This is a genomic window from Sphingobacterium sp. ML3W (assembly GCF_029542085.1).
Classification (GTDB): Bacteria; Bacteroidota; Bacteroidia; order Sphingobacteriales; family Sphingobacteriaceae; genus Sphingobacterium.
The window spans coordinates 1,200,086-1,223,950 of the sequence record NZ_CP107036.1 but is presented as its reverse complement, the minus strand read 5'-3'; the positions used below and the strand labels follow the sequence as shown (position 1 = coordinate 1,223,950).

Sequence of the window (23,865 nt, the reverse complement as noted above, 5' to 3'; positions counted from 1 at the left end):
AATAAAATCGTATTGCTACATTCTTATAACGAAGATTCTATTCTCATTGCACCATAGCCAATTTTAATTCCGCTTAAAATTAGATCGTATAATTTATTGAGACTTCATGCTGGCCTTATAAATTTTTAAATTTATAAGGCTTAGAATTACACAAATCATTACGTTTAGTCTGTTCTAATTATAAAAACGAAAATGATTCTTTTTTTTAACTAAAGTGTCGAATAAAATACGTAGATGATTTGATTTCAGCTACAATTCTATATTATCAAGCTAAATAGATATATTTTATTAAATTCGAAATTTCATTATAACAACGTAAAATTTATAAAAAATTAACAAAAATTGGATTTTTATTAAAAAATACATAAATTAGTGCCAGCCAAAGGGAAATTTTACTAATTAAAACATGTCAAAAAATTTTAACGAGTTCATTGCGAGCGTTGAGAAACGCAATCCAAATGAACCAGAATTCTTACAAGCAGTAAAAGAAGTTACAGAGGATTTATTTCCTTATATCACCAACAATCATCCTGAGTTTTTCGACCAAAAAATTCTTGAACGCCTGACCGAGCCTGAACGTATTATTTCTTTTCGTGTAACTTGGTTAGATGACAATCATCAGGTACAGGTAAACCGTGGATACCGTGTACAAATGAATAGTTCTATAGGTCCATATAAAGGCGGACTTCGCTTCGCTCCTTCTGTGAATCAGAGCATCTTGAAATTCCTTGCTTTTGAACAAGTTTTCAAAAACAGTTTAACGGGCCTACCGATCGGTGGTGGTAAAGGCGGTTCCGATTTTGACCCAAAAGGTAAATCAGATAATGAAATCATGCGTTTTTGCCAAAGCTTTATGACGGAATTATATCGTCATATAGGTGCAGATACAGATGTTCCTGCCGGAGATATCGGTGTTGGTGGACGTGAAATTGGCTTTCTATTCGGACAATTTAAGCGTCTTCAAAACAATTTTACAGGAGTCCTAACAGGCAAAGGTGAATTATGGGGCGGCTCCTATATTCGTCCAGAAGCTACAGGATATGGTCTACTATACTTCGTAGACTGTATATTTAAACATAAAGGACAATCTTTACAAGGAAAAGTGGCAACGGTTTCAGGTGCCGGTAATGTTGCATTTTATGCAGTTGAAAAAGCAATGCAGTTAGGTGCAAAAGTAATTACGGTCTCCAATAGCCTAGGCACATTGTATGATCCAGATGGCTTTGACACAGAGAAAATGGCTTTTGGAGCAACTTTGGGGCGGAATTTAGACCAATACCCTACTCGTTATCCAAATGCACAGTTTTTACCAGGACAAAAACCTTGGCAATTTAAATGTGATATTGCATTACCATGTGCGACACAAAATGAATTGGATCAATCCGATGCAAAAACACTTGTGGCAAACGGCTGCATCTGTGTTGCTGAAGGCGCTAATATGCCTTCCACTGCTGAAGCAATTAAGGTTTTCTTAGATTCTAAAATTAGTTTTGCACCAGGGAAAGCTGCAAATGCGGGCGGGGTTGCCGTAAGTGGCCTGGAAATGTCCCAAAACTCGATCCGTACACAATGGGGTACTGAGGAAGTTGATAGCCGTCTGAAAACAATTATGGAAAGCATTCATGAGACTTGTTTGAAATATGGCAAAGAAAGTGATTTTGTTAACTACTTAAAAGGTGCCAATATTGGCGGCTTTATTAAAGTGGCTAATGCCATGAAAGCTCAGGGAGTTGTATAATCAGCCTTTTTCTAATCATATCATAATCCTGAACGCTCAAATGTATTTCATTTGGGCGTTTTTTTATACTTTTATGGTAATTTTTAAAACAAGAGATTTACATGAGATTAATAGCGGAACTCCCCCATCCTGATTGCAAGATTTCCATCTTTGGAATGAACCAGAAATTCATCATCAAATTTGAACAAGGAAATCTGGAGCAATCCTATAAAATTGCAGAGGTTGACATCATAGGCGGCGTAAATGGTGTTTTTGAATTGCTTGATGAGGAATTTCTTAAAAGTGTAATAGACCAGTTCTCGTTAATGCGTCAATCTTTTAACGGTGCTTACAGTAGATACGAATAGCGACAATATGTTAAACTATCTTTATTTTGCGGCATTTTGGGCTTGCCAAATTGTCTCCTCTATCCTATTTAAACTGGGCGGTATTCACCCCAAGTACAAATGGGCGGCGTTGATTGTTGGGAATATTATTTTGCTTTCGGCAAGTTGGTTTCTCATTCAATTATTTAAGAATGTCTCTCAACCTATTGTTATAGCCTTATGTTCAGGAGGGACTTTTCTAACGGTTCAATTGGCAATGGCATTTTATTTTAAAAGTCCACTAAGCTGGCAGCAAGTTCTCGGTATGTTTATCATCATTGTAGGTATGGTGATGATCACCTTTGGTGGCAAAGATCAAGCGATCTAAAAAGGTAAAAAAGAACTCGCATCTTACACCTGCGAGTTCTTTTTATTGCTATAAATAAGCGTAAGTTATTCCGTCTCCACCGCGGTCTTGATGTTCATCTTCAAACCGGCTGACATGGCTGTATTTACGCAAGTAATCTCGAATGAATTTTCGTAAAATGCCGTCTCCTTTACCGTGGATAATTTTTAAAGATGGGTAGCCTACCATAACAGCCCTGTCCAGTACTTTCTCCAATTCATTCAACGCATCTTCGGTGCGCATCCCTCTGAGGTCAAGTTCAGGATTAAAATCTGCCACAGTACCCGCAGACAATGATTTAGATAAGCTTTTTGCTGATTTCTTGTTTTCACGTCCTTCGAGCTTAATGACATTCTTTCGCTTCTGTACTGTTCTCAATTCTCCCATAGCAAGAATCAAATTATTTTTTGCTATCTCTACAACCCGTGCTTCAGCACCATTATCAATAATTTGAACCCAGTCGCCTATACTTAGTTCCGAGGATTCCATTACTTTTTCCTTAATGACATGCTTTACTGTTTGCTCTTTCGGCAAAACAGCTTTCAAAGCTTGATCCAGATTACTGCGCAATTCACGGGTTTTCTCCTTATCAGCTTTCGCTGATTTGATCTGTGCAACCGTATTTTCGATTAATTTATTGGAGTTTCTGATGATTTCCTGAGCCTCCTCTTTGGCTTTTTTCAGGATAACCCGCTTATTTTCTTCAAGATACTCTTGCAATTCCAAGTACTCCGATTTAAGAGATTCAAGTTCTTTCTCTCTTTTATTGATGGCAACTTTTGTATCAAACACCTCTTTCTTCTCACGTTCAAGATCGATCAACAAGGTATCTACCTTTTTCTGTTGTACACCGATTTTCCCTTTGGCGGCTTCTAGAATATCCTTTCCTAGCCCTATTTTCTGTGCAATTTCGAAGGCATAGGAGCTTCCAGGTTTACCGATCTGGAGAATGTACATTGGACGCATCTCGCGGTTATCGAACAACATGGAAGCATTCTCCAGACCCGTTGTATTGCTCGCAAATACCTTTAAGTTTGAGTAATGGGTTGTTACAACGCCTCTAATCTGCTTTTTGTTCAACGATTCCAATACGGCTTCGGCAATAGGTCCACCAAATAGAGGGTCTGTTCCGGTACCGAATTCATCAATGAGTACCAAGGTGCGTCCATTGGCGAATTCCGTAAAATACTTCATTTTCGACAAGTGTGCACTGTACGTACTGAGGTCACTCTCTATAGATTGATCGTCACCAATATCAGCAAATATTTGCTTGAATACACCTACTTTCGTAGTCGGCTCAGCCGGGATCAATAGACCTGATTGCACCATAATCTGTAGCAAGCCCACCGTCTTCATACAGACTGACTTACCACCGGCATTTGGTCCGGAGACAACAATAACACGTTGTAACTGGTCGATTTGTATATTCAAAGGAACTACAGTTCCTTTATGGTGTTCGTTAAGTATGAGCAATGGGTGACGGGCATTGATGAGATTGATCTCCGCTTCTTTGGACAGTTCAGGCATTTCGGCCTCAATATCCAAGGCAAACAATGCTTTGGCTCTAACAAAATCAACCTTGGTCAACAAACCATGATAGGATAACAATAAAGGGAGATGCGGACGCACTTTATCTGTGAGTTCCACAAGAATTCGGATGACCTCCCTCCTGCGCTCAAATTCAAGATCTCTAATTTTATTGTTCAGCTGAAATACTTCTTCTGGCTCAATATAAGCCGTTTGTCCTGTCGCCGACTCGTCATGAATCAATCCTTTAAGCTTCCTTTTATTTTCAGCCAAGATCGGAATACATAGACGTCCATCGCGTACAGTCAAATTGCCATCCGCCGTCCATCCGCTGTCCTGGGCATTTTTGAAGATACTATTTATACGTTTGAGCGCATCTTGTTCTGCCCGTTGTATTTGTTGAGTGATTTCGAGCAATAAGCGTGACGCATTATTTTTGAGTTTTCCTCGCTCGTCAATCACTATTTCAATATCACGGATGATTCCCTTCTCGATAGGTAAATGCTCAAATAGCACTTCCAAATTCGGATAAAGGCCTTCTCTTTCGTTAAAATAGCGAATGATGGCATAAACAGTTTTCAAGGATAACAGGACACGAAAAAACTCTTCTTCAAGTAGAAAGGCGCCTTCCACCCTCGCTTTTTCAATAATGGATTTTAAAGGAAAAAAATTCTCGACTGGAAATGCCCCGTCGTTGACAAGAAGATCTTTGAATTCGCTTGTCTGTCTCAAAAAGCGATCTATCTGATCATAGCGAGTTTGTGGTTGAATTTTTTCGACCAGTTCACGACCCGATTCACTCAGGCATTTTTGTTTTATTTTATCTTTTATCTCGGAAAAGCCGAGCTTATCTATCGCATTTAATGGATATACCATAAAATTATATTCTTTGATGGTTAAAGTTTTGATACAGGCTTTAATGCCTGTGGTGGAGTAAGAATAGGTTTTTCAAGCCTTTGCTCCATGTGTTTTGGTAACGTTGTGTCCTTTGCCGAAACGCCAGGTGTTGTCGCTGGGGACACAGGATTTCCAGAGGAAGTAGGCGGCGGTGATCCAGCTGGGGTTATTGAACTACCTATAGATAGCTGGTTCATTAAATAGCTGTCCAAACTAACACCTGTTTTCTGTTGGAAATTTTTGTTAAACAACGAAGAAGCTTCTTTAAAACTGAATTTCTCCTTATTTGGTTTGTAGTGGATAAGTGCAGCAATACGTTCTTGATACTGTTGCTGTTGTCGCATCACACGACTCGTACTATCCTGAATCCTTGCATTGACAATCGAATCCCTCGTTCGGATAGAATCTTGCTTTTTACGTTCGATATCCGTATAAAACTTATTCTCCTTCGTCAAGTTATCTTCCACTTTCTTGTAAATGGCTGACATAACCTCAGCATCTTTGCCGTAATAGTCCAGATTCTTTTTAAAGGAAACGGAATCCAGTCCGTATTTATCAAACGTCACCTGATACAAAGGCACCATCACTTTGCGTGCACTATCAATGGGCAAAATATTGAGATATGAATCTGTCAATTGGATTTCTGTCAAAGCATTTACAAATTTGCTTTGTGAAATAATATCCTTCTCCTCTGGTTTAACACAGGAACCAAATAAAAAAATCACCGCAAGTAGATTCAGTATTAATCGTAGCATTTCGTAGTTTTGTACAAATTTACAAAAAGCACCGACATTTGGCACTTTTTACATCATCAAACTATATCGGAAATGAGTATTGCGAGTAATTTAGAAGCTTTAAGATTGGAAACTGAAGTAAAGGGCGTTCAGCTTGTAGCAGTTTCAAAGACAAAGTCCAATTCAGAAATCATGGAAGCCTATGAGGCTGGACAACGTATTTTTGGCGAAAATCATGTTCAAGAATTAATTGAGAAAGCAGAACTCTTACCCAAAGATATTCAATGGCATATGATTGGACATCTACAGACAAATAAGGTGAAATATATTGCTCCATTTGTTAGCCTAATTGCTTCTGTTGATTCCTTAAAACTACTAAAGGAAATTAATAAACATGCGTTAAAAGCGAATCGTACCATCGATTGTTTATTGCAAGTATATATTGCTGACGAGGATACCAAGTTCGGTTTGGATCATGCCGAATTGATCGAGCTGCTTCGTGATGAAGAATTCCTGGAACTAAAAAATATCCGAATTTGTGGCCTGATGGGAATTGCATCCAATACAGACAATGAAAAAGTGATCAAAGCAGAGTTCTACGAATTAAAAATGTTATTTGATGGAGTTAAAGCCAGCTTCTACCGTAAAGACGACTATTTTAAGATCCTTTCTATGGGGATGTCTTCGGACTATAAATTAGCAATTGAAGAGGGATCTACCATGGTCCGTATTGGAAGTACAATCTTTGGTAAAAGAGTAATTAAACATTATAAAAACAATGACTAAACCAATTATACGCGCAGCAATTAAATCGGATTGCCCACAAATGCTTGAGCTAATCAAAGAATTGGCTATCTATGAGAAAGCACCGGATGAGGTGACCGTTTCTCTTTCGGAGTTTGAAGAAGCTGGATTTGGACATAACCCTATTTGGGGTGCGTTTGTAGCGGAAGTTGGCGAAGAAATTGTTGGAATTTCATTATATTACGTCAGATACTCCACCTGGAAAGGAAGAAGACTTTACTTGGAAGATTTAATCGTCACCGAAAAAATGCGTGGACTGGGAATGGGTAAACAACTCTTTGACCGAACACTGGCCTACGGCAAAGAATGCGGTTATCATGGCATGGTATGGCAAGTTTTGGACTGGAACGAGTCTGCTATAAAATTCTACGAGCGGTATAAAGCTGATTTTGATTCGGAGTGGATTAATGTATCAATCACATATTAAATTAGAGGGGAAGCAATCAATTCAATGCGGTTTTATCTTTTTTTGAAAATTTTATTTATAGGCAGTTTTTTGTATTCATGTCAAAACAAAAGTGCCGCACCTTCTCTTGCTCAAACTGGAGATACACTCTCATATCATAAAAAAATGGTTGATGAGCATAGTAATTATTTTCTAAAAGGAGATGATCAGCTGGATACCACATACTTTCGGGCAAGCTATCCGGTATTCGATGAAGTAAAAATCAATGATCTTGTTTCATCTATTGTTCATCTCGAAGGAGATACAAGCATGGAAGAAGCCGCCCATCGTTTTATCAGTGCTTACAATGAATATGTGGATGATAACAACGGCAAATCTACTGCGACCTGGAATCGAGATCTTCAGGTAGATGTAGTTGCTAACACACCGGTCTATCTTGCTATACGAACGAAACAGGAAGAATATACTGGTGGAGCTCATGGCGACCATGTAACATTATATTCAAACTTTGATAGGCAGTCTAATCGTTCTATCACAATTGACGATATTATTCGTAAAGAAGATAAAGGTAGATTTACAACAATAGTCGAACAATGCTTTCGTAAACAAGAAGGATTAAATAAGGATGATTCCTTAAATGGTAAGTATTTTTTTGAAGAGGGCAAGTTTTCACTCGCAGATAATTTTACGTTTGAAAAAAACGAATTATTATTCTACTATAATATCTATGAAATTAAATCCTATGCGGAAGGTAGTACAGAATTACGCATCCCTTACACCGCTATCAAAGATCTAATGTCAGAAAAAGGATTACATTATATCAATAGTATCAATTAGCAATCAACTAAACTCAATAAAATAAATGCAGGTTTTTAAATTTGGAGGTGCATCAGTAAAAGATGCGGAAAGTGTCAGAAATTCAGCAAAGATTATTTCGAAATACAAAGGTGAAGCTTTGTTGGTCGTTATCTCTGCCATGGGTAAGACGACAAACCTTCTGGAGAAATTGACCAGAGAATATTATAACAATACAGGGTTGCAGCTTCAAACCCTTGAAGATGCCAAAGCATTCCATTTTCAAATTCTTCAGGACCTATTTCCTGATGGTGAACACCCAATATTCGATGAAATTGCCAATTGTTTCGTCGAGATCGAATGGATTTTGGAAGAGGATCCGCAAGATTCTTATGACTATCTCTTTGACCAAATTGTATCCATGGGTGAATTGATATCGACTAAAATTGTCGCTGCCTATGTTGCCTTTATTGGAGAGAAAGTAAAATGGTTAGATGCCCGTGATTATATTCTAACTGATAACACCTATCGAGAGGCTGCAGTTGACTGGAACAAAACAGAGGAAAAAATCCGTGCTGAACTTCCATCCATATTAGACGAATACATTGTCATTACACAAGGTTTTCTAGGATCTACATCTGAGAACTTTACAACAACATTGGGTCGTGAAGGATCTGATTATTCCGCAGCGATATTTGCGTCTTGTTTAAATGCCGAAAATGTAACAATCTGGAAAGACGTCCCAGGTGTACTCAATGCTGATCCTAAATGGTTTGAAAAAACTGAATTGATCCCTGAACTATCTTATACGGATGCGATCGAACTTACCTATTATGGTGCGACCGTAATTCACCCAAAAACGATCAAACCACTGCAGAATAAGAAAATTGCCTTAAATGTGCGTTCTTTTGTTGATCCGGAGTCTCCCGGAACGATAATTCGAAGTACAAATCAGACATTACCGGTTCCTTCGTTTATATTTAAAGTAAATCAGATTTTTATTTCCATTTCGCCTCGGGATTTTTCTTTTATCGTGGAAGATAACCTCAGAGATATCTTTAATCTATTCCATGAACATCGCATCAAAATAAATATGATGCACAACACAGCAATCAATTTCACAGTCTCAGTGGATGACACGGGAAAGAATCTGGTGGATTTAATTAACGATCTTGAGCAACGATTTAAAGTTACTTATGAGTCTGGTCTTGAATTAATCACGATCCGTTATTATAACCAGGAAACTATCGACCGTGTTTTGGTTGATAAAGAGGTGATCAGTGAATTAAAGGATAGATATACGTGCCAGCTTCTTGTTAAGAAAATATAAATGAATAGATCGATTCTTCAAAAGGAGGTACAGCTGTTTTTAGAAAAAAACCTGAGCGAGTCTCCTACTAAAATAGCTTTAAAGAAATCTCCTTTTGAAGGAATATCGTCTTCTGAATTAGCTGCACAACTCGATGGTAAGCAGCGTACACGGATTAAAATACCTTTGTGGGCAGGGACTCCAGAAGTCTATTTTCCTGCTAAACTAAATCTAGAACAATGTTCATCAGAAAAAACGGCATTATTCAAAAGTTCGCTTATTAAGGAAGGTACAAATTTAGTTGATGCGACAAGCGGTTTTGGTGTCGACAGCTTTTATTTTTCAAGGCGGGCAAAGCAAGTGATTTCATGCGAACTCAATCCTGATCTTGCACAAATTTCTTCATATAATGCCAGGATATTGTCTGCTGCAAATATCGAGGTTATTGCCACAAATGGTGTAGATTACATACTTAATAATCCACAGGCGCACTTTGATTATATCTATCTGGACCCTTCGCGTAGAGTTCAAAATAAGAAAGTATTTTTACTGGACGAATGTGAACCCAATCTGGTTGCACTGCAATACGATTTTTTCGAACGATCAGATGTCATTATCAGCAAGCTTGCGCCATTATTGGATATCTCCTCAGCATTGAGCATGTTAGTCCATGTAAAGGATGTTTATGTCGTTTCTTTGCAAAATGATTGTAAAGAGCTTATTTTTATTCAAGAGAAAGGATACATAGGCGAGCCGGTCATTCACGCTGTCCGACTTTTTAAAGAGGAACAACAGATCATCTCTTTTACTTATAAGGAGGAACGGGCTACCCTTGTCGATTATAGTGCCCCCTTATCCTATCTTTATGAGCCCGATGTTGCCCTGACCAAAGCTGGTGCGTTTAGAACAATAGCCAATCGTTTCGGGTTAAAAAAACTACACAAAAGCACACATTTATATACATCGGATCAGAAAACCCCTGATTTTCCGGGTAAAATATTTATGATAAAACAGGTTGAATCTTTCACAGAATTCAAGAAAAAGAAAAGTCTTTTAATTGCTGATATTATCGCCAAAAATTTTCCATTAAAAACGGAGGAGATAAAAAAGAAGTTTAAGATTAAAGATACCGGAGACACCTTTAGCTTCTTCACAACACTATTGAATGATCAGCTTATTGTCATACATACACAGCGAATCCTAGAATAGACAATTTCATTACAATTGTCCTATTTCTTCTCCGTAATTTTAATGTATGGATAAAATCGTATTATCAGCATTAGATTTAGCTCCTGTCAAAAAGGGAGAAAATGCAGCTAGTGCTATCGCTCGCAGCGTAAAAGTTGCCCAACATATCGAAAAACTAGATTTTAAAAGAATCTGGGTAGCTGAACACCATAATATGGAGTATATCGCAAGTTCGGCAACCTCACTGCTTATACAACATATTGCTTCACATACTGACCGGATCAGAGTAGGTTCGGGTGGTATCATGTTGCCTAATCATGCTCCACTAGTGATTGCCGAACAATTTGGCACATTGGAAACGTTATTTCCCGGTCGAATTGATCTTGGCTTAGGTCGCGCACCAGGTACTGATCAATTAACTGCAATGGCCTTGCGAAGAAATAATCTAAATACTGCCTTTCAGTTTCCACAGGAGGTCAAAGATCTTCAGCGTTATTTTAGTACCGATAACTATGATGCAAAGGTGCGAGCATTCCCTGGCGAAGGACTGGACATCCCCCTTTATATTCTAGGATCTAGTACGGACAGTGCTTATTTAGCGGCCAGTTTAGGGCTTCCCTACGCCTTTGCGACGCATTTTGCACCGGCTCAGTTTGCCTCAGCAAGTATGATCTATCATCAAAACTTTGTACCATCGGAGGTATTGGATAAACCTTATTTTATTTCTTGTGTCAATGTTATTGCTGCAGACAGTACAGAAGAGGCTGAGTGTTTATCAACCAGCTTCTATAATTTATTTGCCGGCATAGTAACGAATACAAGGAGACCCTTATCGCCTCCAACGGAAGAGGTGATTTATAAAGGCATTCCGGCCATCGAACAAGCTGTACACAGCATGGCTTCCTGTGCTTTTGTGGGAGATAAAGATAAAATCGCCCCAGAGATAGAGAAATTTGTCAAAGATCATAAAGTCGATGAAATTATGGCGACCTCCTATATCTTTGACGATGAAAAATGCCTGAAATCATTTTCCTTACTTAAGGAAGCACTCTCCTAACAAAGCTAAGGGTTTATATATTGTGAATTTTTATATATTTAAATAAAAATTCACAATAATATGAACAGCTATTCTGCTTTTACCTTACTGTTTGGACTATTATTCATCCAAGCTTGCCACAGTCCCACAACGAAAAAAGATGATACCCCAATAGATTCGGTTGCCACGAAAGATAGCTCATCTTTGACGTCGAAAGACAGCACAGGCGTGTCAATTTCGGCAGCGGCCGATAGTTCAAAGGGACAGATTTTTTTGGTTCGCAGTTATCGCATCTGGGAAAAAGAGGATCCAACCGCTGTATTGAATAAGGATTGGTTTGATCTTTATGAGCGCGAGGGGAAATATTATCTGGAGAAAGTGAGTTATGAAATTAAGGATAGCTATGATGAATGTGCTCAGGTTCCGTCAAAAAGTGTCGAGTCCAAAAGAAACTCACTTTTATTTCTGAATATAAAGGGATTAAAACCGGGGGCTGTGGAAAATATAAAGATCAACCATTCGGAAATCTGGCCCAAAGAATCCGTAGAATATAACTTTAGAAAACAACAGATTATTCTGAAAGGATTTGGAGACATCAAATCCACTGAAGTGCAGACCGATGAAAAGGGACATGAAAAACTATTTCACGAAGTCGCACATTACAAGCTTAATGCAACCTTTGGGGGAGCTAAAGAAATAACTTTATTTCAAAAAGACCAATATGATCATGTATTTATGTCTACACAGTTTGTTGGTGATATAGATCGTGATGGACAGCTGGATTTTATCTTTTCCAATCCAAGTCACTATGAGGAAGAAACTACATTACTATTTCTTTCCAATGGCGGAAAACCTTTGATTTTCGAGGCGAGTGAACAGTTCGATTGTTAATTTATGGTCATGGAAAACATAAAGACAGTCCTGCATCAAATGAAGTCCATTCATCGGGCTCTAATCGCAATTTGTGTTTTTATACTTGTGTACATCTTCTCCCCAATTAAATCCCTACCCTTGCTAAGTTTGGTTTTATGTTGGTTTGGCTTTTGTATTTCCTATATATTGGTCTCCTGGTATACGTTTTACACCATGCCAGTGACCACAATCGCTAAGAAAGCACAACAGGAAGACGGTAGCCGACTTTTTGTATCCCTATTTATAATAGTAGTTACGGTTAGCTGTTTTATTTCTGTACTGATGATCATTATATCGACTAAGGATAAACAGCTTGGTGATTCATTTATTATCGTCATCTGTATGCTAGCCATACTGGCGTCCTGGTGTCTGGTTCATACCATCTACACATTCCATTATGCACGTTTATATTATGAAAATGGTTCCAAGGGCAGTGGATTGGAGTTCCCAGGGGACGACAAACCGGACTATTTGGATTTTGCGTATTTTTCCTTTGTCATGGGCTGTACATTTCAAGTGTCTGATGTGGGTATTTCATCGAAAAAGATAAGACGGGTTGCGTTGTTTCACGGTCTCCTCTCCTTTGCACTTAACACATTCGTGGTGGCATTGACTATCAATATCATTTCCGGTTTGATAAATTGAGTTTTTAATCTAAAAACCGTATTTTAGTGCAAAATTTACACATATGAAGTTGTTCAAACCATTAGTCGCGCTCATTTTATGTCTTATCACTTTTTTTTCGTGTAAGAAGAATGAAAATACGGATGGTGAAGGATCTGCTGGAGTTACAGGGAGTTATGTCGGTAGGGTTCAATTTCAGGGTAACTCATTGTCTGTTGATCGATCCAATAGATTGATCCGTATTCTACCTGATGGAGGTGACAAATCGTTTAAAATTGAATTCTTTACAGGGGTGCCAAATATTACAGGGGTTCGCTTTACACCGGTTAACGACAGTACCTGGATCTCGAGCGATACAACAGGACTAAGAAATGTGACCATAGAGGGCAAATTACTTAAAATAAACTACCAACTAAATAGCCAAAGCTGGATTGTAGAAGACGGGATTCGTAAATAATAATGAATCTAAATTGTCATAATAACTTCATTTTTCATTGCTAAAGTATTTTCTTATCGCTATATTTAGTCAAGCATAAGGAAAAGAGAAATGAAACACATCAAAAAAATTGGAGCAATTGCTTCTGTATTTGCTATAGCCATCGCCTTGAGTGCATTTAACTTCCAACAGGAAAAACCTCAGGAAGAACCTAAACCAACTAATTTAAAGGTCTTACCAAAGAATATCTCGCATGATGAGTTGATCTCAACAATGAAAGAGTTTAATGTCGCATTAGGTGTAAAATGTGGCTTCTGTCATGCTCCTTCAAAAGAGGATCCTAAAAAGCTGGATTTTGCGAGTGATGAGAACCATAAAAAGGAAATTGGCCGAGCAATGATCAAGATGACTCAAAAGATTAACAAAAAATATTTTAATCGTAGCTGGGATAGCTCACCGGCCAAAGCAATTTCTTGTAAAACTTGTCATGGCGGCAAAGAAGAACCAGAAATGGTCATAGCGAAAAACTAATCAAACTATATATTTATGTAACACCATAAGGTTTCTCTTATGGTGTTTTTTATTGCCTATTCTTTACTTATTTGTTGCTGTTTCTTCGCATATTTATTGGCGTTTGTTTGGTTATTCTTTGTCGTTTCTACGCTGGTTCTTCGAGACTTCTTCGGACTTTCTAGGGACTTTCCTTAGGTTTCGTTTGTTATTTCTTCACTGTTTCTTTGATATAATGGTAATAAAATAGGCTTCAAACGGCAGAGAAATAGTGAGGCAAGCCTTATGTTGTCCCAAGCCTAGTGATAAGAATCTCCGAATAGATAGCAATAAAGTAAACTTCCAGATTTTACAAAACTCTCCCCTTTTAGAGATACAAAATTCTATCTTTATCGGGTAATGAAACGATAGAATGATCGCCTCAAGAATCCGATATGATCCATACTGCCCATGATAAACAAAAAAGGCTTTTCAAATTGAAAAGCCTTTTTTTGTACCCGGAGCCGGAGTCGAACCGGCACGGTTTCCCACTGGTGTTTGAGACCAGCGCGTCTACCAATTCCGCCATCCGGGCATATCCGTTTGGGATGATGCAAAAGTAAGGAAAGTTTTTATTTTTCCAAACTATCTCCTACTTCTTTTCCTAAACTACCTGAAAATGAATTAGAAATTTTTTATAAAACGATTTACAATGCCTCTCCAAAGGCTTAACTGGCATTTTTTTCTTAATTTTAAGCTGGAAATATTAGGCAAATCATGGAAAAGGTAAAGTTAGGAAATAGTGAAATTGAATTTAAACCGATCGTTTTTGGCGGAAATGTATTTGGTTGGACTGTCGATGAGCAACAGTCATTCGCTCTTTTGGATGCATTTGTCGATATGGGCTTTAGTTTTATAGACACCTCTAACAACTACTCCCATTGGGTGCCCGGTCATACAGGATCAGAGTCCGAATCCATTATTGGTAAATGGGTCAGTAAACGGGATGTGCGGGATAAAATTCAGATTGCAACGAAAGTGGGCGGACGTCGGCTCGGCAATGACAAACCCAATTTGAAAAAAGAACATATTATAAAGTCTGTTGACGAATCACTCATGAGATTACAAATAGACACAATAGATCTTTATCAGTCCCATCACGATGACCTTTCAACAGCCATAGATGAGACGCTTGAGGCTTACCAGCAATTGGTCCATGCCGGTAAAGTAAAATGGATTGGAGCGTCTAATTTAAGCCCTGAGCGGCTAAAGGAATCATTAGTTGTCGCAGAGAAGCATAATCTCCCTGCCTATATTGCTATCCAGCCCGAATATAATTTGTACGACCGTTCAAAATATGAGAAAGATTATGAGCAACTCGCGCTCGAAAATCATTTGGGCGTAATCACCTATTACTCTCTTGCAAGCGGATTTCTCTCAGGAAAGTATAGGTCGATAGATGACATTAAAGATGCAAAACGATCTGACGCCTTAAAAGGCCGATTTGATAACCGCGGACTTCGTATTCTGGACGCTTTAGCTCAAGTAGCACACAATCACCAAGTCGCTATGTCGACCATTGCACTCGCTTGGATTCTTCATCGACCTTCGGTCACCGCTCCTATTGTAAGTGCCACCTCCTTGCAACAACTTGAGGAACTAACTAGCGCAACCAAAATAAATTTGTCAACAGAAGAAATGTCCCTATTAAATACAGCGAGCGCATATGAAGAAAATTGATTTTGAAATAACAACAAATTATTGATACAGAGGCTTTTAAAATAAAATTAAATGCTAATCAGAATATTATTTGGCAAGTATCCTTAAAAAAGACTTTACACCCGACCTTATAGCAAACATACACTTTACATACAACAACATAAAAAACTGTATTTCAATGCACAAAATATCCCAACAAAATAATATTTTGTTGGGATATTTTGTATTTCGCACGGGCAAATTGAGCGATTAGCGCTTTGGTGATCTCTTCTCGTTCAATAAGGTTAAAACCTCCACAGGCACCATCTCGCTAACATCTCCCCCGTTAAACCAGACATCTCGCACAATAGTTGACGATATATGGGCCTTCCCAGATCTACTCATCAAAAAATAACTTTCGACTGCGGAGTTTAGCAATAAGTTATTTTGAGCGATCGCATTTTCGAATTCAAAATCTCCCGTATTTCGTAAACCTCGCAATATAAACTTCGCACCAACGTTCCGACAGAAATCTACGGTCAAACCACTATACTTCACAGCTTCAATCGCCTCTGTACCTCGAAAAACATCCTGTATAGCATTGACTCGTTCGTCATGGTCTAACATACCCTTTTTGTTCGCATTATAACCTACGGCAATAATGATCTTATCAAATAATGGCAACGCCCTTTCAACAAGATCCTGATGGGCTAGGGTAAAAGGATCAAATGAGCCTGGAAAAACAGCAATTTTCATATTATAAGGGATTTGCGTAGAATGAAAAAGATGAATAACCGTATTTTCTGGTTTCTATGAAATTCGGATGCTCCTCCATTTGTCTTGTTGAAGGATGTTCGACAATAAGAAGCCCCTTATTATTCAATAGATTGTTATCAAAAACCAATTTTGGTAATTGGGGCAGTTTTGGAATATCGTAAGGCGGATCTGCAAAAATTAAATCATAGGTATTTTTGCAGCTATTAATAAATTTAAAAACATCTGCTTTCCTGGCATTGATCTGTTCCAGCTTCATTTTTTTAGCTGTGTCCGTAATATACTGTATACATTTAAAATGTAAATCGACAGAATCAACATGCTCCACCCCCCGGGATGCTAACTCAAAGCTAATATTTCCGGTTCCTGCAAAAAGATCAAGGCAATTTAGACCATCAAATTCCAAACGATTCTTCAGAATATTAAACAAGGCTTCTTTAGCGATATCTGTGGTTGGCCTAACCGGCAAATTGCTTGGTGGATTCAGCCTTAAGCCACCAATTTTACCTCCTATTATTCGCATAGTATTGAATCAAATAATATGTTGTATGGTGTTAAGTTACTATTCATCTCCTGATCCGCCAAGACTACCTTTGTTTTTAAATCCAATACTTCGATATCTCCGGCATAGGCCGCTATGCGCTTATAAAAGGATTCGTTGGGTACCTCACCAGAAAGGAGAACTTTATCAATAGAATCGCCCAAGCCAAATTGTGTTAATATGTTCAATATGTAATAACTAACATCATCGAGATTATGAATTTCAAAGCTGTTGTAAAGTTGAAAAACACCATTCTTGAACAAATAAAAGTCTACAATGTTATCAGCTACAAAGTGTAAGCCCAATACACTACCCCGAATAGATATACGCTCTTGTGCACGATCCAACACAACGGCAAATTCAGGAAGAATAACAGCATCTGGAAACAACCTGCGCCAGCGATTCAAAAGAAGCTTATCAAATTGATATAAAGCTACCAAACCAAGATTATCTAAATAATAAATAAATGTATTTTCAAGATCAGATGTACCCAAAAATTGCAGATATTGCGCAATATTATCCTGCTGAAAAACCTCCTTTGGTATAAATGTAAAGCTTTGATGTGGGATCACAATCCGGACGAATCGAAAGGGCAGACTCATTATTCTTGTTGCATCTAAAATTGGCTCCTCCGAGGAATATTCGATCAATATAGGTGCTACTGACTTCTTATCAACTACCGCTAATACATCTTTCTGGAAGCCAGCTTTTACCAAAAGATTATACTCGGGTAAGTAATGAATGTTAAATTGTTTTGAAATATAATTCATTCGCTGAATTGTAAAAATAAAAACTTGTTAAAGCAAAAATAGCTTTTTCTAGAGGATAAGACAAACCTTTTAAATAACTTTGGGAGTGTTCATCAAAAATCTGCTCATACAACAATTTCCTTGGCAACCAACCGCACAGCAGTTGGAAGCATTCGAGCTATTGGAAGAGTTTCTGCTTGCTTTTGACAGGCAGTCTTGTTTTGTCCTCAAAGGCTATGCCGGCACCGGTAAAACAACATTAATTGCAGCATTGGTCAAAGTATTGCCTGCATTGAAAAAAAAAGCAGTGCTCCTAGCGCCAACTGGTAGAGCGGCTAAAGTGATGAGTTATTATTCCGGACGAAAGGCACTGACCATCCACAAGAAGATTTATCGAAAAAAATCCGCCATTTCCTTTCAACTAGACTTCACTTTAGCGGAGAATTTGCACGAAGATACTTTATTTATCATAGATGAAGCCTCTATGATTTCCAATGAAGCTGTAAATGTATTTTCAAAAAGTCTTTTAAATGACCTCTTCCGCTATGTACAATCTGGCAAGAATTGCAGCCTCTTGTTTGTTGGTGATACCGCTCAATTGCCGCCGGTTGGTTTATTGGACAGTCCAGCATTGAACCCCGGCTATCTTGAAAATGAATTTCACCTCTGTGTCTATCCCTATGAGCTAACTACGGTAGTACGGCAGTCCCAAGATTCGGGCATATTGTACAATGCGACCAAAATACGAAATGAGATCATATCGGCTGAGGAAGGACAACATGACTTCCCTTTTCCAAAATTTATAACAAAAGGTTTTAAAGATCTTTACAGAATGACAGGTGAACGGTTAATTGAAGGAATAAACTATGCCTATGATAAATATGGCGTAGAAAACACCATGATCATATGCCGTTCGAACCGTTCAGCAAACCTATATAATCAGAACATCCGCAACAGGATTCTTTTTAGAGACGAAGAACTAACAGGTGGGGACTATATCATGGTTGTGAAGAACAACTACTTCTGGCTACAGGAAAACAACATGGGCGATGGTTTTATCGCAAATGGTGATATGGCCAAAGTCCGGAAGGTGAGCAATATCCACGAGCAACATGGCTATAGATTTGCCGACGTTACACTGGAATTTATGGATATTGATGAAATCGAACCGATCACTTGTCGCGTTATTTTAGATAGTCTCTATACAGAAGGTCCCAACCTTTCCTATGAAAGTCAGAAGAACCTGTACGAAGAGATCGGTATGGATTATGCAGATATATTAGACAGGAAAGATCGGCTTGAAGCTATTAAAAAGGACCCCTATTACAATGCCCTGCAAATTAAATTTGCATTTGCGATCACCTGTCACAAAGCCCAGGGGGGACAATGGCCTATTGTATTTGTCGATCAGGGTTATATTAACGATGAAATGCTCGATCTTGAGTTTCTTCGCTGGTTATATACTGGTGTTACCCGGGCCACGCAGGAACTTTTTTTGGTAAATTTTAATGAAAACTTCTATCCATCATAGTATTATTACACGAATCATTCGTATGACTGTACAATAATGAATATTTTAGTGGCCAAAACCAAGATTACACAATTATCTATATTTATTTAATGCATAAGTTCTATTTTATTTTTGCAGCCAGTCTATTACCCTATTTCGGCTCTGGACAGCAGATTCAAGAACCTCCGGTAAAAGCGAATTATCAGTTGGCCGCCAAATTTTCCCCAGAGAAATTAAAAAAAATGATTTTCTCTACAAGCATCAAACCAAACTGGATCAACTTTTCGGATCGTTTCTGGTATGATTACGCAAGTCCACAAGGCAAAAACTGGTATATAGTCAATCCAGCGCTTAAAAAGAAAGAAACCCTTTTTGACAGTGAGAGCGTAGCCGCTCAAATAACCAAGATTGTTAAAAACCCTGTTGATGCACAGCACCTGGAATTACAAGGGCTAAGATTCACAAAAGATGAAAAAAAGATTAGATTTCAGATCCAGAGTACCAAAGACACGGTGAAGTCTAAAGATGAGATCGAAAAACTTAAAAACAAATCAGACACAACAAAGAAAAAGCTTTTTTATCTAGAATATGATTTTGCGTCAAAGACAGTAACTGAAATCAGCGATTCTACCAAGGTTAAAGCACCGCTAGCTTGGGCAAGTTTTTCACCCGACACCAATACCGTCTACTTCGCCAAAGACTTTAATCTCTATTGGATGGACAAAGCCAACTATCTCAAAGCAGTCAAAAATGAGAAAGATAGCACCATTGTCGAACATCAGATTACAAAAGACGGTGTACAATACTATGCTTGGGGTGGTGATGAATATAGCACTACCACAGGTGACGAAAAGGATAAAGATAGTGAAACGAAACGTAAACGTGTATGGATAAGCTGGTCACCAGACGGTCGCTATTTTACCCTGACAAGAAAAGATAACAGATCATTAAAACCTTTGTGGGTGATCAATAATGTCGGCTCTGCTCGCCCTACCCTGGAAACTTATAAATACCAAATGCCAGGTGAGGTTGACTCGACCGAAACTGAATTCTATATCTTTGAAGCGGCAACAAAGGCACCGCGCAGGATAAATATCGCAGCTTTTAAAAACCAAACTATCTCCAACTGGACCAAAACGCCAGACAGAAATTCATACAAAGAGGATTATTACATTAACTACTGGCTAGGTAATAATGAAGAGTTCTATATCTCCCGTTCCAGCCGTGATTTAAAAAGAATAGACTTGTTGAAGGTGAATGTGAATGGAGCGGTCAATCCTATTATTCAGGAACGTTCAAATGTATATCTTGATGTTCAAAAACCACTCCTGACCGAAAATGGAAAGCGTTTGGTTCATTGGTCCGAAAGAGATGGATGGGGACATTACTACCACTACGATACCAACGGTAAACTGATTAACCAAATTACCAAGGGAAGTTTTCATTGTGAGGAAATTACGGGAATAGATCCGACAACTCAGACTTTGTTTTTTACAGCATCCGGTCGTGAGAAGAATGAAGATCCTTATTACCTTCATCATTATAGTGTCAATCTCAACGGCAATGGAATTAAACTGCTGAACGCAGGAAACTTTGATCATCAAATTGAGATGAGCGAATCCTCCAAGTATTTTGTCAACAACTCCTCAAGAGTAAATACTACACCAGAATCTGTATTATTGAATAGCAATGGACAGAAGGTCATGACACTTGAAAAGGCAGATCTGTCGTTACTATTTGCTGCAGGTTATAAATTCCCTGAACCGTTTAAAGTAAAAGCTGGCGACGGCACCACAGATCTCTATGGTGTCATGTACAAACCTTTTGATTTTGATAGTACAAGAACCTATCCTATTGTAGAATATGTCTATCCAGGCCCACAAACAGAAGCTGTCAATAAATCTTTTGGACGGAGCATGGATCGGATAGATCGGTTGGCCCAATTTGGTTTTATTGTTGTCACTGTAGGAAATCGAGGCGGACATCCATCCCGTTCACAATGGTACCATACCTATGGCTATGGCAATCTTCGTGATTATGGATTGGAAGACAAAAAGGTGACAGCGGAGCAACTTGCTGACCGTTATAAATTTATTGACGTCAATCGTGTAGGTATCACAGGGCACTCTGGCGGTGGATTTATGTCAACTGCAGCAATGCTTGTTTACCCAGACTTCTTTAAAGTAGCAGTATCGGGAGCCGGCAACCATGAAAATCAAATCTACAACCGCTGGTGGAGCGAACGCCACCATGGTGTGACAGAAAAGGTGTCGGCAAAAGGTGATACGACTTTTTCATACCAGATCAACAAGAATACCGAATTAGCCAAGAATCTAAAAGGAAGACTATTGATTGCCACGGGTGATATAGACAACAATGTTCACCCAGCAAATTCGATAAGAATGGTCGATGCATTGATCAAAGCAAACAAACGATTCGATTTCCTACTCTTACCAGGACAAAGGCATGGATTTGGTGATATGACGGAATATTTCTTCTGGAAAATGGGCGATTATTTCAGCCAATATCTCTTGGGTGATTCCAAAATGAATGAAGTCGATATGACCGAAATGAATAGAGAAAAACCTCAAAAGTAATAGGTTTTATGACCTACATCGAAAAAATAAAGTTTTTATCCGTTACCTTAAGATCGTTTGAGGTAACGGATTTTTCTTTGAATATGCTTGGCGATATTAGCCTTCGGGACTTGCTTGACATTTCGCTGGAGAAAGATAAAACAGTTTCTTTCCGGGCTGCCTGGGTATTTGAAACCATCGTATTAAAGGACACGGCCTTACTTCAAGGATTGTTACCACAATTTTTTGATAATTTGAAAAAGCAAAAAAATTGGAGCTGTCTTAGGAGTTATAGCAAAATTTTGATGTATTTGACCTCAAAAAATAATAAACGCTATGATCTTGATGAAAAGACCGAAGAAGAACTTATTGAACAGGCTTTTCAATGGATGATTGAACAACAATGCCCTGTAGCTGTTTTGGTCAATTGTTTGGATATATTAAATAATCTGAGCAAGAAACATACTTGGATAAAAGAGGAGCTTTTTGCTCAGATAGATCATTTTCAAAAAATGAAACCTAGTCCGGCATTATTGAGCCGAACGAAGCGGATCCTCCGACGCAATTAAAAAAAGCGCCCTCCTAAATCATTAGAAATCAAAACAATGTATTTCCTTTTGGATTATGTGCCCGGCCAAGATGTCTATAGGCAGCTTCAGTACATTCACGCCCCCTCGAGGTACGCATAATATAACCTTCCTGAATCAAAAAGGGTTCATACACCTCTTCAATTGTCCCCTCGTCTTCCCCTACAGCGGTAGCAACAGTTTTAAGTCCTACTGGCCCGCCTTTGAATTTGTCAATAATTGTAGTCAAGATTTTGTTATCCATCTCGTCCAAGCCATTTTCATCCACGTTCAGCGCTTGCAGCGCATATTTTGCAATTTCTTGATCGATACTTCCATTTCCCTTTATCTGAGCAAAATCTCGCGTACGACGCAATAAAGCATTTGCTATCCGTGGGGTCCCTCTACTCCTACGTGCTATTTCGTAGGCACCCTCATCAGAAATAGGTGTATTCAGAATATGTGCAGAACGAAGTACGATTGTTGTCAATAGTTTTGCATCATAATATTGAAGCCGTGAATTGATCCCAAAACGTGCACGCAGCGGAGCCGTTAACAATCCTGATCGCGTCGTCGCGCCAATTAGTGTAAAGGGATTCAATGAGATCTGCACAGAACGGGCGTTAGGGCCTGTTTCCAGCATGATATCGATCTTAAAATCCTCCATAGCTGAATAGAGATACTCTTCCACCAAAGGGCTTAAACGATGGATTTCATCAATAAACAACACATCACCCTCCTCCAGATTTGTCAGTAAGCCTGCAAGGTCCCCTGGTTTGTCCAATACTGGGCCTGAGGTAATTTTAATACCCACCCCCATTTCATTCGCAATAATATGCGAAAGTGTTGTTTTGCCTAGTCCCGGAGGGCCATGTAACAAGACGTGATCCAAAGCTTCTCCTCTCAATCGTGCAGCTTTCACAAAAATATTTAGATTCTCCAATATTTTTGCCTGCCCAGTAAAATCTTCAAATGCTTGAGGTCGCAACGCCCGTTCGATGTCACGATCTGTATTGTTCAAACGTTCCGGATTTGGATCTAAATTTTCGTTCATTGACCAAGATTATTAATGTCTCTTATAGCTTTTTCCGATACTCCCCAGTTTCAACTGGATCACACCAAAAAAAGCCTCCTTAAAGATACTCGTACTCATTTTAGATGTGCCTTCGGTTCTATCCGTAAATATAATAGGTACCTCCACAACATTAAAACCATATTGTATGGCCGTAAATTTCATCTCAATTTGGAAAGCATATCCTACAAATTTAATCTTGTCCAAAGGAATAGTCTTCAACACCTCCCGTGTAAAACAGACAAAACCGGCCGTAGCATCCTGAATTCTAATTCCAGTGATAAAACGGACATATACAGACGCAAAGTACGACATCAAGACCCGGCTCATAGGCCAGTTGACAACATTTACACCTTTAATATACCGGGAACCGATACTCATATCAGCGCCATCCACACAGGCTTGTCTCAGACGGACCAAATCCTCCGGATTATGACTAAAATCAGCATCCATTTCAAAGATATATTGATAATGTTCTCTGGCAAGCCCCCATTTAAACCCATGAATATAAGCGGTCCCCAAGCCCAGCTTCCCTTTCCGTTCTTCTATAAATAAGCGGTCAGCAAACTCGTTCAATTGTAAATTTTTTACGATATCTGCTGTGCCATCAGGCGACCCGTCATCCACAATCAGGATATCAAATGCATGCGATAAGGAAAAAACTTTACGAATAATCTTTTCAATATTTTCCTTCTCATTATATGTTGGAATAATTACTAAACTCTCCGCCACTTTTCTTTTATTTAAGACCCGTAAAGGTAATAATTTAAGCC

At 38.6% G+C, this 23,865-nt stretch carries 24 protein-coding genes and 1 tRNA gene; 17 read left to right on the top strand and 8 right to left on the bottom strand.

Translation table 11 applies throughout. The annotated features are described in order from the left end of the window. Positions 1-406: 406 nt before the first annotated feature. From gdhA to OGI71_RS05225, 3 genes are all read left to right on the top strand, one after another. A complete protein-coding gene (gdhA, locus tag OGI71_RS05235) occupies positions 407-1,738 on the top strand; it encodes an NADP-specific glutamate dehydrogenase (RefSeq protein ID WP_282254298.1) in 1,332 nt (443 codons plus the stop codon). A gap of 101 nt (positions 1,739-1,839) precedes the next feature. Continuing rightward, entirely contained in the window at positions 1,840-2,085 is a 246-nt protein-coding gene (locus OGI71_RS05230) for a hypothetical protein (protein WP_108634281.1), read from the top strand. A gap of 7 nt (positions 2,086-2,092) precedes the next feature. Next, complete coding sequence (locus tag OGI71_RS05225) at positions 2,093-2,431, top strand: hypothetical protein (protein WP_282254296.1); 339 nt, start codon at positions 2,093-2,095, stop codon at positions 2,429-2,431. Between the two features lie 48 nt (positions 2,432-2,479). Here the strand turns inward: OGI71_RS05225 and OGI71_RS05220 are convergent, their stop codons facing one another. Both OGI71_RS05220 and OGI71_RS05215 read right to left on the bottom strand, forming a co-directional pair. Next, on the bottom strand, positions 2,480-4,852 hold the full coding sequence (locus tag OGI71_RS05220) for an endonuclease MutS2 (protein WP_282254295.1): 2,373 nt from the start codon (positions 4,850-4,852) through the stop codon (positions 2,480-2,482). 20 nt (positions 4,853-4,872) lie between these two features. Continuing rightward, positions 4,873-5,628 carry a DUF4296 domain-containing protein gene (locus tag OGI71_RS05215; RefSeq protein ID WP_282254294.1) on the bottom strand — a complete coding sequence of 252 codons (756 nt, stop codon included), beginning with the start codon at positions 5,626-5,628 and terminating at the stop codon, positions 4,873-4,875. Between the two features lie 72 nt (positions 5,629-5,700). Between OGI71_RS05215 and OGI71_RS05210 the strand changes: the two genes are divergently transcribed. The 10 genes from OGI71_RS05210 (at position 5,701) to OGI71_RS05165 (ending at position 13,648) form a co-directional block, all read left to right on the top strand. Then, complete coding sequence (locus tag OGI71_RS05210) at positions 5,701-6,393, top strand: YggS family pyridoxal phosphate-dependent enzyme (RefSeq protein WP_282254293.1); 693 nt, start codon at positions 5,701-5,703, stop codon at positions 6,391-6,393. Continuing rightward, the gene (locus tag OGI71_RS05205) at positions 6,386-6,838 is read left to right on the top strand and encodes a GNAT family N-acetyltransferase (protein ID WP_282254292.1); all 453 of its coding nucleotides are present in this window, start codon (positions 6,386-6,388) and stop codon (positions 6,836-6,838) included. Before OGI71_RS05210 ends, OGI71_RS05205 begins: the two co-directional genes overlap by 8 nt. Positions 6,839-6,982: 144 nt before the next feature. Further along, on the top strand, positions 6,983-7,654 hold the full coding sequence (locus tag OGI71_RS05200; protein ID WP_282254290.1) for a DUF3298 and DUF4163 domain-containing protein: 672 nt from the start codon (positions 6,983-6,985) through the stop codon (positions 7,652-7,654). Between the two features lie 25 nt (positions 7,655-7,679). After that, on the top strand, positions 7,680-8,942 hold the full coding sequence (locus OGI71_RS05195; RefSeq protein WP_223583365.1) for an aspartate kinase: 1,263 nt from the start codon (positions 7,680-7,682) through the stop codon (positions 8,940-8,942). After that, positions 8,943-10,130 (top strand): hypothetical protein, encoded by a 1,188-nt coding sequence (locus OGI71_RS05190; protein ID WP_282254289.1) that lies wholly within the window; start codon positions 8,943-8,945, stop codon positions 10,128-10,130. It abuts the gene before it with no gap. A 46-nt stretch (positions 10,131-10,176) separates the two neighbouring features. Then, positions 10,177-11,166 carry an LLM class flavin-dependent oxidoreductase gene (locus OGI71_RS05185; protein ID WP_282254288.1) on the top strand — a complete coding sequence of 330 codons (990 nt, stop codon included), beginning with the start codon at positions 10,177-10,179 and terminating at the stop codon, positions 11,164-11,166. Positions 11,167-11,226: 60 nt separating this feature from the next. Further along, complete coding sequence (locus OGI71_RS05180) at positions 11,227-12,036, top strand: hypothetical protein (RefSeq protein WP_282254287.1); 810 nt, start codon at positions 11,227-11,229, stop codon at positions 12,034-12,036. Between the two features lie 3 nt (positions 12,037-12,039). Next, complete coding sequence (locus OGI71_RS05175; RefSeq protein WP_336044268.1) at positions 12,040-12,702, top strand: DUF1345 domain-containing protein; 663 nt, start codon at positions 12,040-12,042, stop codon at positions 12,700-12,702. A 43-nt stretch (positions 12,703-12,745) separates the two neighbouring features. After that, positions 12,746-13,138, top strand: coding sequence for a hypothetical protein (locus OGI71_RS05170; protein WP_282254286.1), 393 nt, complete (start codon positions 12,746-12,748; stop codon positions 13,136-13,138). 90 nt (positions 13,139-13,228) lie between these two features. Further along, positions 13,229-13,648 carry a c-type cytochrome gene (locus OGI71_RS05165; RefSeq protein WP_282254285.1) on the top strand — a complete coding sequence of 140 codons (420 nt, stop codon included), beginning with the start codon at positions 13,229-13,231 and terminating at the stop codon, positions 13,646-13,648. Positions 13,649-14,121: 473 nt separating this feature from the next. On the opposite strand, the gene OGI71_RS05160 is transcribed toward OGI71_RS05165, so the two are convergent. Then, positions 14,122-14,201: transfer RNA gene (locus OGI71_RS05160), tRNA-Leu, on the bottom strand. A gap of 182 nt (positions 14,202-14,383) precedes the next feature. On the opposite strand from OGI71_RS05160, the gene OGI71_RS05155 reads away from it, so the two are divergent. Next, positions 14,384-15,346, top strand: a complete 963-nt coding sequence (locus OGI71_RS05155) for an aldo/keto reductase (protein ID WP_282254284.1) — start codon at positions 14,384-14,386, stop codon at positions 15,344-15,346. Between the two features lie 228 nt (positions 15,347-15,574). On the opposite strand, the gene coaD is transcribed toward OGI71_RS05155, so the two are convergent. The 3 genes from coaD to OGI71_RS05140 are packed head-to-tail and all read right to left on the bottom strand — an operon-like array spanning position 15,575 to position 17,389. Further along, the gene (coaD, locus tag OGI71_RS05150; RefSeq protein WP_282254283.1) at positions 15,575-16,060 is read right to left on the bottom strand and encodes a pantetheine-phosphate adenylyltransferase; all 486 of its coding nucleotides are present in this window, start codon (positions 16,058-16,060) and stop codon (positions 15,575-15,577) included. A gap of 1 nt (position 16,061) precedes the next feature. Continuing rightward, entirely contained in the window at positions 16,062-16,601 is a 540-nt protein-coding gene (gene rsmD / locus OGI71_RS05145) for a 16S rRNA (guanine(966)-N(2))-methyltransferase RsmD (RefSeq protein ID WP_282254282.1), read from the bottom strand. Beyond that, positions 16,592-17,389: a DUF3822 family protein gene (locus tag OGI71_RS05140; protein WP_282254281.1), complete on the bottom strand. Its 798-nt coding sequence runs from the start codon at positions 17,387-17,389 to the stop codon at positions 16,592-16,594. The genes rsmD and OGI71_RS05140 overlap by 10 nt, the downstream gene beginning before the upstream one ends. A gap of 85 nt (positions 17,390-17,474) precedes the next feature. Here OGI71_RS05140 and OGI71_RS05135 point away from each other — a divergent pair, with 85 nt between their 5' ends. The 3 genes from OGI71_RS05135 (at position 17,475) to OGI71_RS05125 (ending at position 22,023) form a co-directional block, all read left to right on the top strand. After that, a complete protein-coding gene (locus OGI71_RS05135) occupies positions 17,475-18,899 on the top strand; it encodes an AAA family ATPase (protein WP_282254280.1) in 1,425 nt (474 codons plus the stop codon). 89 nt (positions 18,900-18,988) lie between these two features. Further along, a complete protein-coding gene (locus OGI71_RS05130; RefSeq protein WP_282254279.1) occupies positions 18,989-21,475 on the top strand; it encodes a DPP IV N-terminal domain-containing protein in 2,487 nt (828 codons plus the stop codon). A gap of 8 nt (positions 21,476-21,483) precedes the next feature. Further along, positions 21,484-22,023: a hypothetical protein gene (locus OGI71_RS05125; protein ID WP_282254278.1), complete on the top strand. Its 540-nt coding sequence runs from the start codon at positions 21,484-21,486 to the stop codon at positions 22,021-22,023. A 28-nt stretch (positions 22,024-22,051) separates the two neighbouring features. Here OGI71_RS05125 and ruvB read toward each other — a convergent pair whose 3' ends face one another. Together ruvB and OGI71_RS05115 are read right to left on the bottom strand one after the other, a co-directional pair. Beyond that, positions 22,052-23,074, bottom strand: coding sequence for a Holliday junction branch migration DNA helicase RuvB (gene ruvB / locus OGI71_RS05120; protein WP_120257478.1), 1,023 nt, complete (start codon positions 23,072-23,074; stop codon positions 22,052-22,054). Between the two features lie 12 nt (positions 23,075-23,086). After that, the gene (locus tag OGI71_RS05115; protein WP_282254277.1) at positions 23,087-23,824 is read right to left on the bottom strand and encodes a polyprenol monophosphomannose synthase; all 738 of its coding nucleotides are present in this window, start codon (positions 23,822-23,824) and stop codon (positions 23,087-23,089) included. Positions 23,825-23,865 lie beyond the last annotated feature (41 nt).

Excerpts from the sequence above, each read along its gene's own strand:
- OGI71_RS05180 (WP_282254287.1), top strand. The coding sequence starts at position 11,227 with ATGAACAGCTATTCTGCTTTTACCTTACTGTTTGGACTATTATTCATC.
- coaD (WP_282254283.1), bottom strand. The coding sequence starts at position 16,060 with ATGAAAATTGCTGTTTTTCCAGGCTCATTTGATCCTTTTACCCTAGCC.
- OGI71_RS05125 (WP_282254278.1), top strand. The coding sequence starts at position 21,484 with ATGACCTACATCGAAAAAATAAAGTTTTTATCCGTTACCTTAAGATCG.
- ruvB (WP_120257478.1), bottom strand. The coding sequence starts at position 23,074 with ATGAACGAAAATTTAGATCCAAATCCGGAACGTTTGAACAATACAGAT.
- OGI71_RS05140 (WP_282254281.1), bottom strand. The coding sequence starts at position 17,389 with ATGAATTATATTTCAAAACAATTTAACATTCATTACTTACCCGAGTAT.
- OGI71_RS05165 (WP_282254285.1), top strand. The coding sequence starts at position 13,229 with ATGAAACACATCAAAAAAATTGGAGCAATTGCTTCTGTATTTGCTATA.
- OGI71_RS05215 (WP_282254294.1), bottom strand. The coding sequence starts at position 5,628 with ATGCTACGATTAATACTGAATCTACTTGCGGTGATTTTTTTATTTGGT.
- rsmD (WP_282254282.1), bottom strand. The coding sequence starts at position 16,601 with ATGCGAATAATAGGAGGTAAAATTGGTGGCTTAAGGCTGAATCCACCA.
- OGI71_RS05155 (WP_282254284.1), top strand. The coding sequence starts at position 14,384 with ATGGAAAAGGTAAAGTTAGGAAATAGTGAAATTGAATTTAAACCGATC.
- OGI71_RS05190 (WP_282254289.1), top strand. The coding sequence starts at position 8,943 with ATGAATAGATCGATTCTTCAAAAGGAGGTACAGCTGTTTTTAGAAAAA.
- OGI71_RS05200 (WP_282254290.1), top strand. The coding sequence starts at position 6,983 with ATGGTTGATGAGCATAGTAATTATTTTCTAAAAGGAGATGATCAGCTG.
- OGI71_RS05205 (WP_282254292.1), top strand. The coding sequence starts at position 6,386 with ATGACTAAACCAATTATACGCGCAGCAATTAAATCGGATTGCCCACAA.
- OGI71_RS05210 (WP_282254293.1), top strand. The coding sequence starts at position 5,701 with ATGAGTATTGCGAGTAATTTAGAAGCTTTAAGATTGGAAACTGAAGTA.
- OGI71_RS05175 (WP_336044268.1), top strand. The coding sequence starts at position 12,040 with ATGGTCATGGAAAACATAAAGACAGTCCTGCATCAAATGAAGTCCATT.
- OGI71_RS05225 (WP_282254296.1), top strand. The coding sequence starts at position 2,093 with ATGTTAAACTATCTTTATTTTGCGGCATTTTGGGCTTGCCAAATTGTC.
- OGI71_RS05220 (WP_282254295.1), bottom strand. The coding sequence starts at position 4,852 with ATGGTATATCCATTAAATGCGATAGATAAGCTCGGCTTTTCCGAGATA.
- OGI71_RS05195 (WP_223583365.1), top strand. The coding sequence starts at position 7,680 with ATGCAGGTTTTTAAATTTGGAGGTGCATCAGTAAAAGATGCGGAAAGT.
- OGI71_RS05185 (WP_282254288.1), top strand. The coding sequence starts at position 10,177 with ATGGATAAAATCGTATTATCAGCATTAGATTTAGCTCCTGTCAAAAAG.
- gdhA (WP_282254298.1), top strand. The coding sequence starts at position 407 with ATGTCAAAAAATTTTAACGAGTTCATTGCGAGCGTTGAGAAACGCAAT.
- OGI71_RS05130 (WP_282254279.1), top strand. The coding sequence starts at position 18,989 with ATGCATAAGTTCTATTTTATTTTTGCAGCCAGTCTATTACCCTATTTC.
- OGI71_RS05170 (WP_282254286.1), top strand. The coding sequence starts at position 12,746 with ATGAAGTTGTTCAAACCATTAGTCGCGCTCATTTTATGTCTTATCACT.
- OGI71_RS05230 (WP_108634281.1), top strand. The coding sequence starts at position 1,840 with ATGAGATTAATAGCGGAACTCCCCCATCCTGATTGCAAGATTTCCATC.